Raw genomic sequence first — 16,023 nt, 5'->3', positions numbered from 1 at the left:
GGAGACCGGTCGTCCGCCGGGTCGCCGCCCGCTTGGTTGAAAGTAGGAGTAACGTTCCTGACCGGTAACAACACGATCTGTCATACCGGCGGTCCGGAGGCCCGATGCTTGCCCAACAATCCATCCTCAGACTGGATGCCACGGCGATCGACTACATCATCATCGCCCTCTACTTCGTCTTCGTACTCGGTATCGGGTACCTGGCCAGACGCGCGGTGTCGAACAGCCTGGACTTCTTCCTGTCCGGCCGGTCGCTGCCGGCCTGGGTCACCGGCCTGGCGTTCATCTCGGCCAACCTGGGCGCGATCGAGATCATGGGCATGTCGGCGAACGGCGCGCAGTACGGCATGCCGACCGTGCACTACTTCTGGATCGGCGCGATCCCCGCGATGCTGTTCCTCGGCGTCGTGATGATGCCGTTCTACTACGGCTCGAAGGTCCGCAGCGTGCCGGAGTTCATGCTGCGCCGGTTCGGGAAGCCCGCGCACCTGGTGAACGCGATCAGCTTCGCCCTGGCGCAGGTGCTGATCGCGGGCGTGAACCTGTTCCTGCTGGCGACCATCGTGAACGTGCTGCTCGGCTGGCCGATCTGGGTGTCGGTGATCGTCGCCGCCGTGATCGTGCTCAGCTACATCACGCTCGGCGGGCTGTCCGCGGCGATCTACAACGAGGTGCTGCAGTTCTTCGTGATCGTCGCCGCGCTGCTGCCGCTGACCCTGGTCGGCCTGCACAAGGTCGGCGGCTGGCAAGGCCTGGTCGACAAGGTCACCGCGTCGCCGGGCGGTAGCGAGCAGATGTCGGCCTGGCCGGGCAACGCGCTGAGCGGATTCGGCAACAGCTTCCTGTCGGTGATCGGCATCGTGTTCGGTCTCGGTTTCGTGCTCTCGTTCGGCTACTGGACGACGAACTTCGTCGAGGTACAGCGGGCGATGGCGTCGAAGAACATGTCAGCGGCCCGGCGGACGCCGATCATCGGCTCGTTCCCGAAGATGTTCGTGCCGTTCATCGTGATCATCCCCGGCATCATCGCCGCGGTCATCGTGCCGGAACTGGCGCAGTTCAAGGCCACCGGCAGCGGTGAGGTCGACTACAACGACGCGATCCTGCTGCTGATGCGCGACCTGCTGCCCAACGGCATGCTCGGCCTCGCGATCACCGGTCTGCTGGCGTCGTTCATGGCCGGTATGGCGGCCAACCTGAGCTCGTTCAACACCGTGATGTCGTACGACATCATCGAGCGCTACATCATCAAGGACCGGCCGGACGACTTCTACCTGCGGACCGGCCGGTGGGCGACCGTGGCGGGCACGCTGATCGCGATCGGCACCGCCGCGATCGCGTCCGGCTACAGCAACCTGATGGACTACCTGCAGCAGCTGTTCTCGTTCTTCAACGCGCCGCTGTTCGCCACGTTCATCCTCGGTATGTTCTGGAAGCGGATGACCGCGGCGGCGGGCTGGATCGGCCTGGTCAGCGGTACGGCGACCGCGATCCTGGTCTTCGTCCTGTCCGAGACCGGTGTCATCAACCTGCCCGGTCAGGGCGCGAGCTTCGTCGGCGCCGGCGCGGCCTTCGTGGTCGACATCCTGATCAGCGTCCTGGTGAGCACGATGACCAGGCCGAAGGAAGACTCCGAGCTGGTCGGCCTGGTGTACTCGCTGACGCCGAAGGCGCAGCGCACCGAGGTGGTGCTCCGGGGTGACCACGGCTGGTACCGCAGGCCGGTCCTGCTGGCCGGCATCTCGCTGGCGATGACCATCGTCCTGAACATCGTCTTCGGCTGAGCGTCGGCGAAGGGAGCATTGTGATGGCAGACAAGAAGAAGGCCGGGGCGTTCGACATCCGGATCGTGATCGCGACCCTGGTCGGGATCTACGGCGTGGTGCTGACCGTCCTCGGCATCGTCGAGAAGCAGGCCGAGATCGACAAGGCCGCCGGGATCAACATCAACCTCTGGGGCGGCCTCGGGATGCTGGTGTTCACCGCCGTGTTCGTGCTGTGGGCCCGGCTGCGGCCGATCGCCGTACCGGTCGACTCGAAACCGGCCGACGAGTAGCCATGTCCGTTTGACGAACATCGGCGTCCGGTCGGGTCCTCCCGTCCGGGCGCCGGCGTTCGTAATCTCGAAGTACCCGATCAGGAGGTACTCCGACATGACGATCACATCCGAGCGTCCCGAACTCTCGACGCTCGCGCAGCAGTATGCCGAGAACGGCTTCGTGCTGGTGAAAGGCCTGCTCAGCAAGGAAGAAGCAGCGCACTACCGGCAGCGCAGCCACGACCTGCTGGCGCGGCTGAACCGGACCGACGACCCGACCTGGGGCGCCGCCCGGGACATGACCGAGGCGCCGACGAAGCTGCAGCACCTGCACGACGCGCAGTTCTACGACGCGGAGTTCTCGAAGCTCCTGGTGGACCCGCGGTTCACCGACGTGGCCGCCGCGGTGATGGGTGTGGACAACGTGCAGCTGCACCACACCAAGCTGTTCGTGAAGCCGCCGGAGAACGGTTCGCCGTTCCCGCTGCACCAGGACCACCCGTTCTTCCCGCACACCTACCACCGGGTCGGGGCGGCGATCTTCCACTTCGACGACGCACCGGTGGAGAAGGGGTGCGTGCGGGTCATTCCGGGCAGTCACAAGGACGGGCCGCGGGAGCACAGCCCGGAGGGGTCGTACCACCTGCTGGAGCCGTCGTTCGACGCGGCGACGCCGCAGCCGGCCGAGGCGGGCGACGTACTGTTCTTCACCTACCTGACCGTGCACGGGTCCGGGGTGAACACCAGTGACGAGGCGCGCACCACCTGGCTGATCCAGTACCGCGACCCGTCGGACCCGCCGACCGTCAAGACGCACGAGTGGTCGCTCGGCCAGGGCATGATTCTGCGCGGAGTCGACCCCACTGGCAGGAGCGCTGTTTGACCCTCTTGGACGTTGCCGGTGCGGACCGGTTCGTCGACCTCGCGGGACTGCTCGAGTCCTGTGAGGTCGACGGCTTCCGCGCGGACTTCCTCAGCTGGGGCCACTACCGGCCGGAGTACTGGCGCAACTACTGGCACAGCCACTCGTTCCACGAGGTCTGCCTCGCGTACTCCGGCGAGGGCCGCTTCAACTCCGGCTCCGTGCAGTACGACGTGGCACCCGGCTCGGTCTTCCTCGCACGCCCGGGCGACATCCACGAGATCGAGTCGTCGCGGGTGTCTCCACTGGGAATCGCCTTCTGGGGCTTCACGTTCAGACCGTCCGGCGCTACTCCAGGGGACTCCGGCTGGTGGTCCGGACTGACCCGGTCGGACGGACCGGTGGTGTCCGACCGAGCCGGCTCGTTGCCGTCCCTGGTCACAGCACTCGCAGCTGAAGCAGCTGCACCAGTCTCCGGGTACACCACCGCGCTCGGCACGCTCGGCGCCACACTGGTTCTGGAGACCGCGCGAGCCTTCGCCCTGGACGACGACCTAGCTGTAGAGCCGGTACGACGTGACAGGGGACCACTGGTCGTCGACGCCATGCAGCGTCATCTCCGCGACAACCTGTCCCGCCCGATCACCGTCCGGGACGTAGCGGCCGCCGCACACCTGTCAGAACGTCACGCGGAACGGCTGTTCACCCAGCAGACCGGCGCCTCCATCATGTCCACCCTGCGCCGCCTCCGCCTCGAGCTGGCCGCCCAGCTCCTCATGGACCACACCCTGTCCATCACCGAGGTAGCAAGAGCCTGCGGCTACTCCGACGTACGTCCGTTCTCCACTGCCTTCAAACGCCAGTACGGCCGCACCCCCGGCGACCACCGCCGCGCCGGCGGCACCGAGTTCATCTAGGGCGGCGTGGTCACAGAACGTAGTCAAACGAACCTATGGACAACGCGGTGGGTGATTGCTCCAATGCATTCAGGTATTCCGCCGTACCCCTGGAGGGGATCCATGAGGAATCGACTCAGCCGCATCATCGGCGTCTGTGCGCTGGCACTGGGACTTGCTGCGACATCCCTGGTGCCCGCGAGCGCCATCACCGGCGGCCAACCCGACGGCAACGCGCATCCCAACGTCGGGCTGATCCTGTTCTACCAACCGGACGGACGCTTCCGGTGCACGGGAACACTCGTGTCGCCGACCGTCGTGGTCACCGCGGCCCACTGCACGCTGGGCACCCTCGGCAAGACCCTGGTGACGTTCGACTCGGTGATCGCCGAGCAGCCGCCGTCGCCGTTCCCGGTCGCCGCCGACCCGGCGAAGGGCTACACGCAGGCGGAGCTCGAAAAGGCCGGCTACAAGTCCGGTACGGCGTACGCGCATCCGAAGTACTCCGACTTCACCGACCTGGCCAACTGGAACGACGTCGGCGTGATCGTGCTCGACCGCGCGGTCACGAACATCGCTCCGGCCAAGGTCGCGCCCGCCAACTACCTGAACGCGTACCAGCAGCCCAAGCTGAACAGCACGATCTTCCGCTCCGTCGGCTACGGCACGGAGGTCCGCAAGGCCGACTCGGGTCCGCAGAAGCCGACCCCGATGTCGTACCCGCTGCTGCGTCGCTGGGCCGACGAGCCCGGTCAGAAGCTCACCCCGCAGATCCTGCAGGTGAACGGCAACGAGAACGACAACCGCGGTACCGGCGGCACCTGCTTCGGTGACTCCGGGGGCCCGACGTTCCACGGTGGCTACCAGGTGACCGTGACCAGCTACGGCTACACGCAGAACTGCCGTTACCTCGACGGGCTGCAGCGGATCGACATCAAGGTCGTCCAGGACTGGCTGAAGACGTTCGGCGTACCGATCGGCTGACCGCACCCGGTGCCGCGGCGTCTCGGTACGTCGCGGCACCGGTGCTATTCTGACTCCATGCGAGTGAGCCTGCTCCTTAGTTAGCCGTGCTGGCATCCAGGCGCCGAAGCGCCGGTCAGTGCGGCGTCCCCTCCTGTGCGAGGGGCTTTTTTATGTCCAGGGGTGCCTTCTGGCACATTTAGGCTCAACAAACACACGAAGTATGGAGTAGGACCGTGAGCGAGCAGGTGGAGGACGCCCAGATCGACAGGGGCGGCTACGACTTCAACGCCATGCAGGCCAAGTGGCGTCCGGTATGGGAGAAGCTGGATCCCTTCAAGGCGAAGGACGACGGCTCGGCCGAGCGTCGCTACGCGCTCACGATGTTCTCCTACCCCTCCGGCGATCTGCACATGGGCCACGCCGAGGTGTTCGCGCTGCACGACGTCCTGGCGCGCTACTGGTTCCAGCAGGGGTACGACGTACTGAACCCGATCGGCTGGGACTCGTTCGGTCTGCCGGCGGAGAACGCCGCGATCAAGCGCAACGAGCACCCCGCGACGTACACCTACGGCAACATCGAGACGCAGGCCGAGTCGATCCGGCGCTACGCGCTGAGCTTCGACTGGTCGCGCCGGCTGCACACGTCCGACCCGGAGTACTACCGCTGGACGCAGTGGCTGTTCCTGCGGCTGTACGAGCGCGGCCTGGCGTACCGCAAGGCCTCGTTCGTCAACTGGTGCCCGAACGACCAGACCGTGCTGGCCAACGAGCAGGTCGTCCAGGGGCGTTGTGAGCGCTGCGGGCACGAGGTCACCAAGCGGGAGCTGACCCAGTGGTACTTCAAGACCACTGACTACGCCCAGCGGCTGCTGGACGACATGGAGCTGCTGCAGTGGCCGGAAGAGATCCTGCTGATGCAGCGCAACTGGATCGGCCGCTCCGAGGGCGCGTTCGCGGACTTCCAGGTGGAGGGCCGCGACGAGCCGATCAAGGTGTTCACCACCCGGCCGGACACGCTGTTCGGCGCCACCTTCATGGTCGTCGCGCCGGACGCGAAGCTGGCCGCCGAGCTGGTCACGCCGGAGCAGCAGGAGGACTTCGACGTCTATCTGGCGAAGGTCAAGGGCGAGACCGAGATCGAGCGGCAGAGCACCGAGCGCGAGAAGACGGGTGTCTTCCTGGGTTCGTACGCGATCAACCCGGTGACCGGTCAGCGGATCCCGATCTGGGCCGCCGACTACGTGCTGGCCGACTACGGCACCGGCGCGATCATGGCGGTCCCCGGCCAGGACACGCGCGACTGGGAGTTCGCAGAGAAGTTCGACCTGCCGATCGTCCGTACCGTGCAGCCTCCTGCTGACTTCGACGGGAAGGCCTTCACCGGCGAGGGCGCCGCGATCAACAGCGCCAACGACGAGATCAGCCTGGACGGTCTGGACATCGCCGACGCCAAGTCGCGGATCATCGACTGGCTGGAGAGCAAGGACCTGGGCGAGCGGACGATCAACTACCGCCTGCGCGACTGGCTGCTGAGCCGCCAGCGGTACTGGGGCTGCCCGATCCCGATCATCCACTGCCCGTCCTGCGGCGAGGTCCCGGTCCCCGACGACCAACTGCCGATGGAGCTGCCCGACCTGCGCGGCGCCGACCTGCAGCCGAAGGGCGTGTCGCCGCTGGCGGCGGCCCGCGAGTGGGTCGAGGTCGACTGCCCGAAGTGCGGCGGCAAGGCCGAGCGCGACACCGACACGATGGACACGTTCGTCGACTCGTCCTGGTACTTCCTGCGCTACCTGTCGCCGGAGTACACCGACGGTCCGTTCGACCAGGCCACGGCCGAGCGGTGGATGTCGGTGTACCAGTACGTCGGCGGCAAGGAGCACGCCGTACTGCATCTCCTGTACGCGCGGTTCTTCGTCAAGGCGCTGCACGACATGGGCCTGCTGAACGTCGTGGAGCCGTTCACCCGGCTGCTGAACCAGGGCCAGGTCATCAACCAGGGCAAGTCGATGAGCAAGTCGCTGGGCAACGGCGTGAACCTGGGCGACCAGATCGACGAGTTCGGTGTCGACGCGGTCCGGCTGACGATGGTGTTCGCCGGTCCGCCGGCGGACGACATCGACTGGGCCGACATGTCCCCGGGCGGCTCGCTGAAGTTCCTGCAGCGGGCCTGGCGGCTGGCCGGAGCGGTCGAGGCGCCGGTCGGCTCGGACCCCTCGACCGGTGACGTCGAGCTGCGCAAGCTGACCCACCGGACGGTGGCGGACGCGGCCGAGCTGATCGACTCGCACCGGTTCAACGTCATGATCGCCCGGGTCATGGAGCTGGTGAACGCGACCCGCAAGGCGATCGACTCCGGTCCCGGCGCGGCCGACCCGGCGGTGCGCGAGGCGGTCGAGACGGTGGCGATCGTGCTGAGCCTGGTCGCGCCGTACACGGCCGAGGAGATGTGGGAGGAGCTGGGCCACGAACCGACCGTCGCCAAGGCCGGCTGGCCGAAGGTCGACCCGGCGCTGCTGGTCCAGGAGTCGGTCACCTGCGTGGTGCAGATCGCCGGCAAGGTGAAGGACCGGCTGGAGGTCGCGCCGGACATCTCCGACGCCGACCTGGAGCAGCTGGCGCTGGCGTCCGAGGCGATCCAGAAGGCGCTGGACGGCCGCGGCACCCGCAAGGTGATCGTGCGGGCGCCCAAGCTGGTCAACATCGTCCCTGCCTGATTCTGGAGCCTGATGGATTCGGTCGTCCTGGATATTCATACCGGTGCTCGTGAGGTCGTCCTCGACCTCACGAGCCGGTGTGAACAGTTCGTCTCCGGTCGCGGTGACGGCCTGCTGCACGTATTCGTGCCGCATGCGACCGCCGGTGTCGCGATCCTCGAGACCGGCGCCGGCAGCGACCTCGATCTGCTGGCCGTGCTCGGGGACCTGCTGCCGCGGGACTTCGAGTGGCAGCACCGGCACGGGTCGCCCGGACACGGTCGCGACCACGTGCTGCCGGCCCTGATTCCGCCGTACGCGACCGTGCCGGTGCTGAGGGGCCGGCTGACGCTCGGTACCTGGCAATCGATCTGTCTGGTCGACACCAATCGCGACAATCCCGACCGGCATGTCCGGTTGTCGTTCCTGGCCGGTTAATGGACTACCTGGTAACAAGTATTTCCAGGTCTTTCGTGACTTATCGTGATGTTGCCGATCGCGTTACGTTTGCGAAACACGGCTCCGCTTGAATTGTCGCCATGGCTGCCCTTGACACGCTGCGCGACGTCACCACCGAGCTCCTGGTTCGCGCCACCCGTGGCATTTCCGACGGCAGCCTGCTGAATGCCGACTCCGGCCGCGCGGATACCCGCGCCCGGATCGACGACTGGGCCGGCATCCTTTCTCTGTACGCCGCCGAAAATGAATCCAGCTCGGTTCGCGCGACTGCTTGAAACATGCATTTCTGAGTTCGCAGGGATTTCTCCGGGCCGTCGAATCCGTTGCCGAAGTCAACGAATTGTGTGACCCAGGCCGCATCCCGCACGCCGATCACCTCCGGCAAGTTCCCGTCCGTCACGCTATGTTGTGACAGGAACGTGAGGCCTTCAGAGGGGTGACGGGCTGTGTCGGACACGGATGGCCGGGCGGACGGTCGGCGAGGATTCGCCGATCTGTTGCTCGACTTGAGGGTCCAGGCCGGCCTCTCCCAGGAGGAGCTGGCCGACCGGGCCGGGCTGAGTGTCCGGTCGATCCGCGAGATGGAGGCCGGCCGGGTCGCGCGCCCGCGCAAGGACTCCGTCCGCCTGCTCGCCTCGGCGCTCGGCCTGCGGCCTGACGACACCGATCACTTCCTCGCCACCGCGGGGCATGGCTCGATGCGTCCCGTCGTACGGGCGGTGGCGCCATCGCCGCCGGTCGTCTCGGTCGCGGACGCCGTACCGACCGGTCTGCGCTGGCGTGGCACCCGCCCGATTCCTGACGGTCTGGTCGGTCGTGAGCAGGAGCTGTTCGAGCTCGAGTCGCTGCTGCGGCAGAACCGGCTCGTCACGCTCGTCGGTCCCGGCGGGGTCGGCAAGACCGAGCTGGCGCTCGCCGCGGCAGACCGGTTCTCCGGCGCCGACACGACCGTCGTGGTCGTCGACCTCACCACTGTCCAGCGCGATGCCGCCGTACCGTCGGCGATCCTGGATGCCTTCGGCACAGCCCCGGGTACGTCGGACCTCGACGACGTACTGTCCGGACGCCGGCCCGGCGACCTGGTCATCGTCGAGGACAACGCCGAGCACGTCCTCGACGGTGTCGCGACAGTCGCCAACCGGATGGTCCGCAGCTTCCCGGGGATCGGTGTGCTGGTCACGTCCCGGATCCCGCTCGGCCTGCCGGACGAGGTGGTACGTCGGGTGCAGGTGCTCGGCGTACCGGCGAACGACGAGGACTTCGAGGCGATCGCGGCGTCACCGGCGGTCGAGATGTTCTGCCGCCGCGTCGCGCGGGTGCGGCCGGGCTTCACACTGGCCCCTTCGAATGCCTCGACTGTGGCGCGGCTCGTCAGGCGACTGGACGGTCTGCCGCTCGCGCTGGAGCTCGCGGCCGCGCGGGCAGGGTCGCTGTCGGTGGAGGCGATTCTCGCTGCGCTCGACGACCGGTTCCGGTTGCTGTCCGGGCCGCGGCGGTTCGGTGCGCCGCATCAGCGGACGCTGGCCGACACGATCGCGTGGAGCGTCGATGCGCTCTCGGACCCAGCGCGGCAGCTGCTGTACCGGGCCTCGGTTCTCGGTTCACCGTTCACGCTCGAGGCTGTCGCGGGTGTCTGCACGGGCGTTCCGATCGACGAGAGCGACGTACCGATGCTGCTCGCCGAGCTGGTGGAGAAGTCGCTGCTGCAGCCGGTGCACGAGTTCGAGCAGTTGTACGGCGCGCGGTACAAGCTGCTGGAGACGATCCGGGAGCACGCGTACGCCGGGCTGTCGTCACAGGGCGACGACCTCACAGAGTTCCGCAACCGGGCGGTCGAGTGGTGCACGACGTACGTCTCGGGGCTCGAGGGTGCGTGGTCCTCACCGGACCGCGATCGGCGGTACCGGGCGGCGCATGCGAACTCGGCGCTGTTCGAGGTTGCGCTGGATCGGGCGGGCGAGCTGGGGGAGTGGGACACCGCGGCGCGGATCGTGCTCGGGTTCCGGATCGCGTGGCAGTACCAGGCGAGTGTCGCCGAGAGCGGGATCCGGTGGGCGACGCTGTGCGCCGAGAACGTGTCCGACAAGGAGACGAGCGGGCGGCTGCTCGCCATCGCGGGTCGACTGTCCAGTCTGACCGGTGACATCCGTGGTGCTCGTCGGCACTACGAGGAGGCGCGTACGCGGATCCCGGGTGAGACAGAGATGGGCCTGGTCGCCAGGGGCGGCTGGGTGTCGTCCGGGTCGCACCTGCTCGATACACAGAGCCTGGCCGAGATCCCGGCGCTGGTAGATGACGCTCGCAAGCATGGCGACGTACAGCGGTCTGCCACCGTGCAGGCGACCTGTGGGCTGGCGTTGCTGCGGTGGGGTCGGTTGGTGGAGGCCAAGGAGCTCCTGCTTGCGTGGGAGGCCGCACTGATCAATCCGGGCGTCTACCCGGACGAGATCGCGTACATGGCGCTCAGCCGCGTCGACCTCGAGCTGGGGAACCTGTCCGGCGCCCGTCACTGGGCACAGCTCGCACGCGACAGCCAGGCGTCGGACGACCCGGAGCGCACCAAGGTCGCCGGGTGCCTCGCGATGGTGGAGTACCACGACGGCCGGTACGACGAGGCGCGGGCGCTGCTTGACCAGGCCGACGCCGACATCCGCGGCCACCGTGGGTACTTCGACTACCTGGTGATGCTCTACCGGTCCCGGCTGGCTCGTGCCGCCGGTGAGGCCGAGCAGGCGCGGGTGACGATCCTGGACGCGCTCAATCGGTTGCTGCTCGAAGGGCGGGTCGTCTACCTGCTCGAAGTACTGCCGGAAGCTGTGGCGGTGCTGCACGCACTGGGGCGCTCGGAGGCGGGAGACGCTGTGTGCGGCCAGCTGCTGGCGTGGCAGCAGTCGATGGACCCGCCGATGCTGCCGACCGCGTGGGCGGTCCTGCAGGAGTCCTGCGAGAGCGCATCGGTCGCGGACGGGTGGCCGGAGCCGGACCCGTCCGCCGCCGTACAGCGACTGGCCAGCGACGTACTCGCTGCGCTTTCTTCGCCGCTTTTATGACGCGGATCTGCTGAAGCTGCCGGGTAACTGCCGGTTGTTCTGCCTCGTCCTGACATGGCTGCCGGACAAAGAATTACAGCCGTAGGGCAGGTTCCACGAAGCAGAGACCGACACCGGAAACGGGCAGCGAAAGGGTGGTGAACCATGAAGAGGCCATGGCGAACCGCTCAACTGCCTAGCCCGGCGAAGGCGACGCGGAGGGCCTCCGGTGGCTGGTTGGTGGGGGCGCCGACCGGCGGCCGAGAGCTCCGGAGTGCTGTGGAGTGTGGATCTGTCCTGCCTGTACCGGGCGCGGTGCACCGTCAGGGCACTGCTTCCGGGGCGGGGTCCCAGCACAGGATCAGGCACACGAGACAGGGGACGAGTGTCGCGATCCGGCTGGTGCGGGTAAACCGGTGGGTTTGGTCACCCGCCGGCGGGCCGGCCGCTGGGACCTCCCGGGACCTCGACGAGCTCGCGGTCAGGCCGGTTCTCACGGAGCCGGATACGGGGAGTAGCTCGCCGAGGACCCACCAACTTCGGCTGACAACCAGGGGGAGTCAGCAGGACGAGCCGGGCTGGTGACGCACAGGGGACGTCAGTAGCCCGGCACAACCAAAGCGAGGTGAAGGTCCCGGGAGGGGTGGCCTTCACCTCGCTGGTGTGTCCAGCACCGCCGCCTTGTCGAACGCGTAGCCGACCATCCACGAGGGCTGGAGGCGGCAGTAGACGATGTCGTCGGCCCAGCTCGACGGCGAGCTGCCGTAGTGGTTGGTGAGGTGCTCCTCGATCTCCGCGAAATCCGGGTGATCCGCGGTCAGGAACTCGACGTTCCCGTGGCTGAACACCCCGATCCGCTCGCCGTCGACGTACGAGATGCTCGCCGCCGGCCGCTTCTTCAGGTGCCGAGCCTTGGCCGCCGACGCCGACGTCGTGAACACCCACCGCGCGTGCAGGAAGTGCCCGTCCACCGCACTGATCCGCGGCTCGCCGTGCGCGGTCACGGTGGCCAGGTTCAGGGTGCACATCCCGGTCAGAACCCGCACCAGTTCCCCGGCGTCCAGCCGTCGCGGTCCGGTGATGATGTTCCGCAGATGCTCGGTCGACCGCTCGTACGCCGCGTCGAGGAGCGCTTGTAACTGTGTGACTTCGGTCCCTGTCTCCTTCATATTGTGGAGTTTGGCACTGCGCTGGGACATTAACTGTCCGGTAACCTCGCTGCATGGCAGCCCGCGTGCAGGTCGTCACCGACTCCACGGCCGGTCTGTCCACGCACGAGCTGCTCCGCCACCCGCTGACCGTCGTACCGCTCCAGGTCGTGATCGGCGGGACCTCGTACGACGACGGCGCCACCTCGGCGGACGCGGTCGCGGAGGCGCTGAGGACGTTCACACCGGTCTCGACCAGCCGACCGGCGCCCCACACGTTCGCCGACATGTACGCCGCGTGCGCCGCGGACGGTGCCGAGGCGATCGTCTCGATCCACCTGTCCGGTGACATGTCCGGCACGTTCGAGGCCGCGATGATCGGCGCCAAGGAATCGCCGATCCCGGTCCACGTGGTCGACTCCCGCTCGCTCGGCATGGGCCTCGGGTTCCCGGTCCTCGCCGCGGCCGCCGCAGCCGCCGCCGGAGAGGACGCCATCGCGGTCGAAGCCGCCGCCCGGGCCCGGATGAAGTCCATCTCGTCGTACTTCTACGTGGACACCCTCGAATACCTCCGCCGCGGCGGCCGCATCGGCGCCGCCCAGGCCCTCCTCGGTACGGCGCTAGCGGTCAAGCCACTGCTCACCATCAGCGGCGGCCGAATCGTCCCGCTGGAAAAGGTCCGCACCTCCAGCCGAGCCATCGCCCGCCTCGCCGACATCGCCGTCCAACGCGCCGGCGACACCCCCGTCCAGATCGCCGTCCACCACCTGGCCAACCTGGAAAAAGCCCAAACCCTGGCCGACGACCTGGCCACCCGCCTCCCCCGAGCCGACGAAATAGTCCTCCGAGAAGTAGGCGCCGTAATAGGAGCCCACGTAGGCCCCGGCCTCCTAGCCGTAGTAGTAAGCCCCTACTAGCCCCCGCGCCACCAGGGCGGCAGCGCGGGCATCCGCCGCAGCGGGGTAATCGCAGTACCTGCCTCGTCGCGAACGAATTTGGCAGACTCAGTACGCGACCTGATGTATCGAGACCGACCGCGCAACTGTGCGCAGAGTGGGATGCCTTGCCACGTACCGACGCAGTGCCGAGCCACTCGACCGAGGACGGGGTACCGCCGGTAGCTGGATCAGCCAGCGCAGATGCGCCGCACGCGCGGATCGTCATCACGATCGCCTCGCTGGGCTTCTTCCTGATCACGCTGGACATTTCGATCGTCAACGTCGCCCTGTCCCGGATCAGGACCGAGCTCGGCGGCGGAACGACCGGCCAGCAGTGGACGATCGACGGCTACACCCTCTTGTTCGCCGCGCTGCTGCTGTTCGCGGGCAACCTGGCGGATCGGATCGGCGCGAAGAAGGCTCTCGGCGCGGGCATCGTCGGGTTCGGACTGGCCTCGGCCGCCTGTGCGGCCGCGCCCACGATCGGCGTACTGGTCGCCGCCCGCTGCGCGCAAGGCGCTGCCGCGGCGATCATGCTGCCGGCGTCGATGGCCCTGGTGCGTGAAGCGTTCCCCGACCCACGACGCCGAGCCAGTGCGCTCGGCGTCTGGGCGGTCGGCGGCGCCGTCGCCGGACTGGTCGGACAACCTCTCGGCGGGCTGCTCACGACTCTCGACTGGCGGTGGGTCTTCACGATCAACCTGCCCGTCTGCGCCGGCATGGTCGCCTTCCTGGTCGCGGTGGCCGCCTCGCCCACCCGACCGTCCCGGTTCGACTGGGCCGGCCAGCTCCTCGCCGTCGTTGCCTTGTCCACCCTGGTCTACGGACTCATCGAAGGCGGCCATCGTGGGTTCACCCAACCCACCGTCGTCGCCGCGCTCGCGATCGCCGTGATCACGCTCGCCGCCTTCCTGGCCGTTCAGGCCCGTGGCCGGCACCCGATGATGCCGCTGGAACTGTTCCGGGCGCGCGGCTTCCGGCTGGCCCTGCCCGTCGGGTTCGCCTTCATGGTCGGCAACTACGGCAACGTGTTCGTCGTCAGTCTGTTCCTCCAGCAGCACCTCGGATTGTCGCCGCTGCACGCCGGACTGGCGTTCTTGCCCTCCGCTTTCTTCGCGATCGCCGGGAATCTCGCCAGCGGCCCGGTCACCAACCGGTTCGGAGCGCGGGTCCCGGTCGTGGCCGGGTTGCTGTCGATGACCGCCGGACTCCTGGCCCTGCTCCTCACGGCACCGCTGGAGTCGCCGGTCGTGACCGCCCTCTGCGTCGTGCCGATCGGCGCCGGCGGATCGTTGGCCATGCCCTCGATCACCGGAGTCGTCCTCGAAGGTGTCGCGGCCGAGCGTGCAGGAACCGCCAGCGCCGTGTTCAACACCTTCCGCCAGATCGGCGGAGCAGTCGCCATCGCCGTCTTCGGCGCCCTGATCGCCAACCCGCACACCTTCCTCACCGGCCTGCGAATCAGCCTCGGCTCAGCCGCGGCCCTGCTCCTACTGGCAGCAATCAACAGCACCCGAATCCACCCACGAGGCTGACCGACCCCAGCAGACCGCCCGGCCCTCAATAGCCGGCGCGAAGTCCGCGCGTGCGCATCGCGCCTCGGACCGGATGCTGGGAACTGCTACTGGGGTCTGGAGACAGGCTATTTCCTGTTCCCCGCCCCCATAGGGGGTCCCCAGTCCCACGAACCGGCCAAACGCCGCCGCGCTCTGCCAGCGACCGACGGCATCACCTGGGGCGCCCGATCCTGAGCTCCCGGTGCAAGCGGGAGGTTCTCCACAGCTTTCAACTCGCGGTTTCACGCAAGCCTCGGACTCGTACCTTCTCTGGCGTGAAGGTCTTCCGCCGCACCCCACCCCTCGACCCGGCCACCCGAGCCCTCGCCCTCGCCCGCCTCACCCCCCGCCCACCACTCGCCGACCCCACCGCCACCCACCTTCACACCCCGTACGCCGACCACACCCCAACCACCCAGCCGCCCGCCGACCGGACCATCGGAGGGCGGATGTCCAGCGACCGGACCGCTCAAACGGGCGACCCGGGCGGTGCGCCCGCCGCGGCTGATCGCGGCGTACATCCCAGCGGCAGGCAGCCGAGCGACAGGCAGAACCGAGACGAATACCCGGAGGAGCGTGATGAGGTGCGAGGCGGCTGGACCCCCGAACAACCCCGACCCGACCGACTACGCGACGCCCGCTGGACCCTCACCCCACGCCACATAGCCGTCCTGGCCGTAGTACTCATCCTCGGCCTGACCTGGGCTGCCTGGACCTTCCTCCGAGCCCGCCCCGAACCCCTCCCCGACACCCGTCCGACCACCACAACGACAGGCTCCGCAGTAAGCCAGCCAACTCCCACCCAACCCGGCCCCGCCTCACCGCAAACCCAGCCAGCCGCCAACCAATCCACCGGCGCCAACCAAACCCCAGGCATCAATCAGACGCCTGGCACCGGAACCTCATCCGGCCAACCACCCGTCGTGGTCCACGTCGCAGGAAAGGTTCGCCGCCCCGGCCTCATCCGCGCCCCAGCAGGCTCCCGCGTAGCCGACGTACTGACGCTCGCAGGCGGCGCACTCCGAGGCGTAGACCTCACCACCCTCAACCTCGCTCGCCAAGTAACCGACGGCGAACAAATCATCGTCGGCGCAACCACCCAACCCCAACCCCCGAACCAACCATCGTCAACCGCAGGACCAAGCCCGTCCTCAGCCCCCAACGCCCCCGTCAACCTGAACACCGCCACCCTCGACCAACTCGACGCCCTCCCCGGTGTAGGCCCCGTCCTAGCCCAACGAATCCTCGACTACCGCACCCAGAACGGCCCCTTCACCACCATCGACCAACTCCAGGAGGTCCCCGGCGTAGGCCCCAAGAAGTTCGACTCCCTAAAACCCCATGTCCGCACCTGACCCCGCCAACCACCCACCCTCCAACCACCCACCCGCACCAACCCCCGCACCTGTTCCTGTACCTGGGGAGGCTGCTGAGTCGG

The 16,023-nt window shown here is 67.9% G+C and carries 13 protein-coding genes; 12 read left to right on the top strand and 1 reads right to left on the bottom strand.

The window, feature by feature from the left end:
• Window positions 1-104 precede the first annotated feature (104 nt).
• The 9 genes from EV649_RS05020 to EV649_RS04980 all read left to right on the top strand — a co-directional run bounded on the left by EV649_RS05020 (window position 105) and on the right by EV649_RS04980 (window position 10,964).
• A complete protein-coding gene (locus EV649_RS05020) occupies window positions 105-1,784 on the top strand; it encodes a sodium:solute symporter family protein (protein ID WP_130380959.1) in 1,680 nt (559 codons plus the stop codon).
• Between the two features lie 23 nt (window positions 1,785-1,807).
• Window positions 1,808-2,056 carry a hypothetical protein gene (locus EV649_RS05015; RefSeq protein WP_130380957.1) on the top strand — a complete coding sequence of 83 codons (249 nt, stop codon included), beginning with the start codon at window positions 1,808-1,810 and terminating at the stop codon, window positions 2,054-2,056.
• A 97-nt stretch (window positions 2,057-2,153) separates the two neighbouring features.
• Window positions 2,154-2,921, top strand: coding sequence for a phytanoyl-CoA dioxygenase family protein (locus tag EV649_RS05010; RefSeq protein WP_130380956.1), 768 nt, complete (start codon window positions 2,154-2,156; stop codon window positions 2,919-2,921).
• On the top strand, window positions 2,918-3,817 hold the full coding sequence (locus EV649_RS05005) for an AraC family transcriptional regulator (protein ID WP_130380954.1): 900 nt from the start codon (window positions 2,918-2,920) through the stop codon (window positions 3,815-3,817). Before EV649_RS05010 ends, EV649_RS05005 begins: the two co-directional genes overlap by 4 nt.
• A gap of 102 nt (window positions 3,818-3,919) precedes the next feature.
• Window positions 3,920-4,780, top strand: a complete 861-nt coding sequence (locus tag EV649_RS05000; protein WP_130380952.1) for a trypsin-like serine protease — start codon at window positions 3,920-3,922, stop codon at window positions 4,778-4,780.
• Between the two features lie 215 nt (window positions 4,781-4,995).
• Entirely contained in the window at window positions 4,996-7,476 is a 2,481-nt protein-coding gene (gene leuS / locus EV649_RS04995) for a leucine--tRNA ligase (RefSeq protein WP_277875616.1), read from the top strand.
• 12 nt (window positions 7,477-7,488) lie between these two features.
• Window positions 7,489-7,893, top strand: coding sequence for a YjbQ family protein (locus tag EV649_RS04990; RefSeq protein ID WP_130380950.1), 405 nt, complete (start codon window positions 7,489-7,491; stop codon window positions 7,891-7,893).
• 101 nt (window positions 7,894-7,994) lie between these two features.
• Window positions 7,995-8,189, top strand: coding sequence for a hypothetical protein (locus EV649_RS04985; RefSeq protein ID WP_130380948.1), 195 nt, complete (start codon window positions 7,995-7,997; stop codon window positions 8,187-8,189).
• A 222-nt stretch (window positions 8,190-8,411) separates the two neighbouring features.
• Window positions 8,412-10,964, top strand: a complete 2,553-nt coding sequence (locus EV649_RS04980) for a helix-turn-helix domain-containing protein (protein WP_241997715.1) — start codon at window positions 8,412-8,414, stop codon at window positions 10,962-10,964.
• 629 nt (window positions 10,965-11,593) lie between these two features.
• Here the strand turns inward: EV649_RS04980 and EV649_RS04975 are convergent.
• Complete coding sequence (locus EV649_RS04975) at window positions 11,594-12,112, bottom strand: pyridoxamine 5'-phosphate oxidase family protein (protein ID WP_130380944.1); 519 nt, start codon at window positions 12,110-12,112, stop codon at window positions 11,594-11,596.
• A 53-nt stretch (window positions 12,113-12,165) separates the two neighbouring features.
• Between EV649_RS04975 and EV649_RS04970 the strand changes: the two genes are divergently transcribed.
• The 3 genes from EV649_RS04970 (at window position 12,166) to EV649_RS41455 (ending at window position 15,940) form a co-directional block, all read left to right on the top strand.
• A complete protein-coding gene (locus tag EV649_RS04970) occupies window positions 12,166-13,008 on the top strand; it encodes a DegV family protein (protein WP_130380942.1) in 843 nt (280 codons plus the stop codon).
• A 146-nt stretch (window positions 13,009-13,154) separates the two neighbouring features.
• Window positions 13,155-14,564: an MFS transporter gene (locus tag EV649_RS04965; RefSeq protein ID WP_241997714.1), complete on the top strand. Its 1,410-nt coding sequence runs from the start codon at window positions 13,155-13,157 to the stop codon at window positions 14,562-14,564.
• Between the two features lie 296 nt (window positions 14,565-14,860).
• A complete protein-coding gene (locus tag EV649_RS41455; RefSeq protein ID WP_241997713.1) occupies window positions 14,861-15,940 on the top strand; it encodes a ComEA family DNA-binding protein in 1,080 nt (359 codons plus the stop codon).
• Window positions 15,941-16,023: the final 83 nt, after the last annotated feature.

Origin of the sequence: Kribbella sp. VKM Ac-2569 (genome assembly GCF_004216905.1) — a bacterium.
In the GTDB taxonomy this organism is placed as follows: domain Bacteria; phylum Actinomycetota; class Actinomycetes; order Propionibacteriales; family Kribbellaceae; genus Kribbella.
The sequence above is the reverse complement of the archived record's forward strand: the minus strand, read 5'-3'. Positions and strand labels throughout refer to the sequence as shown.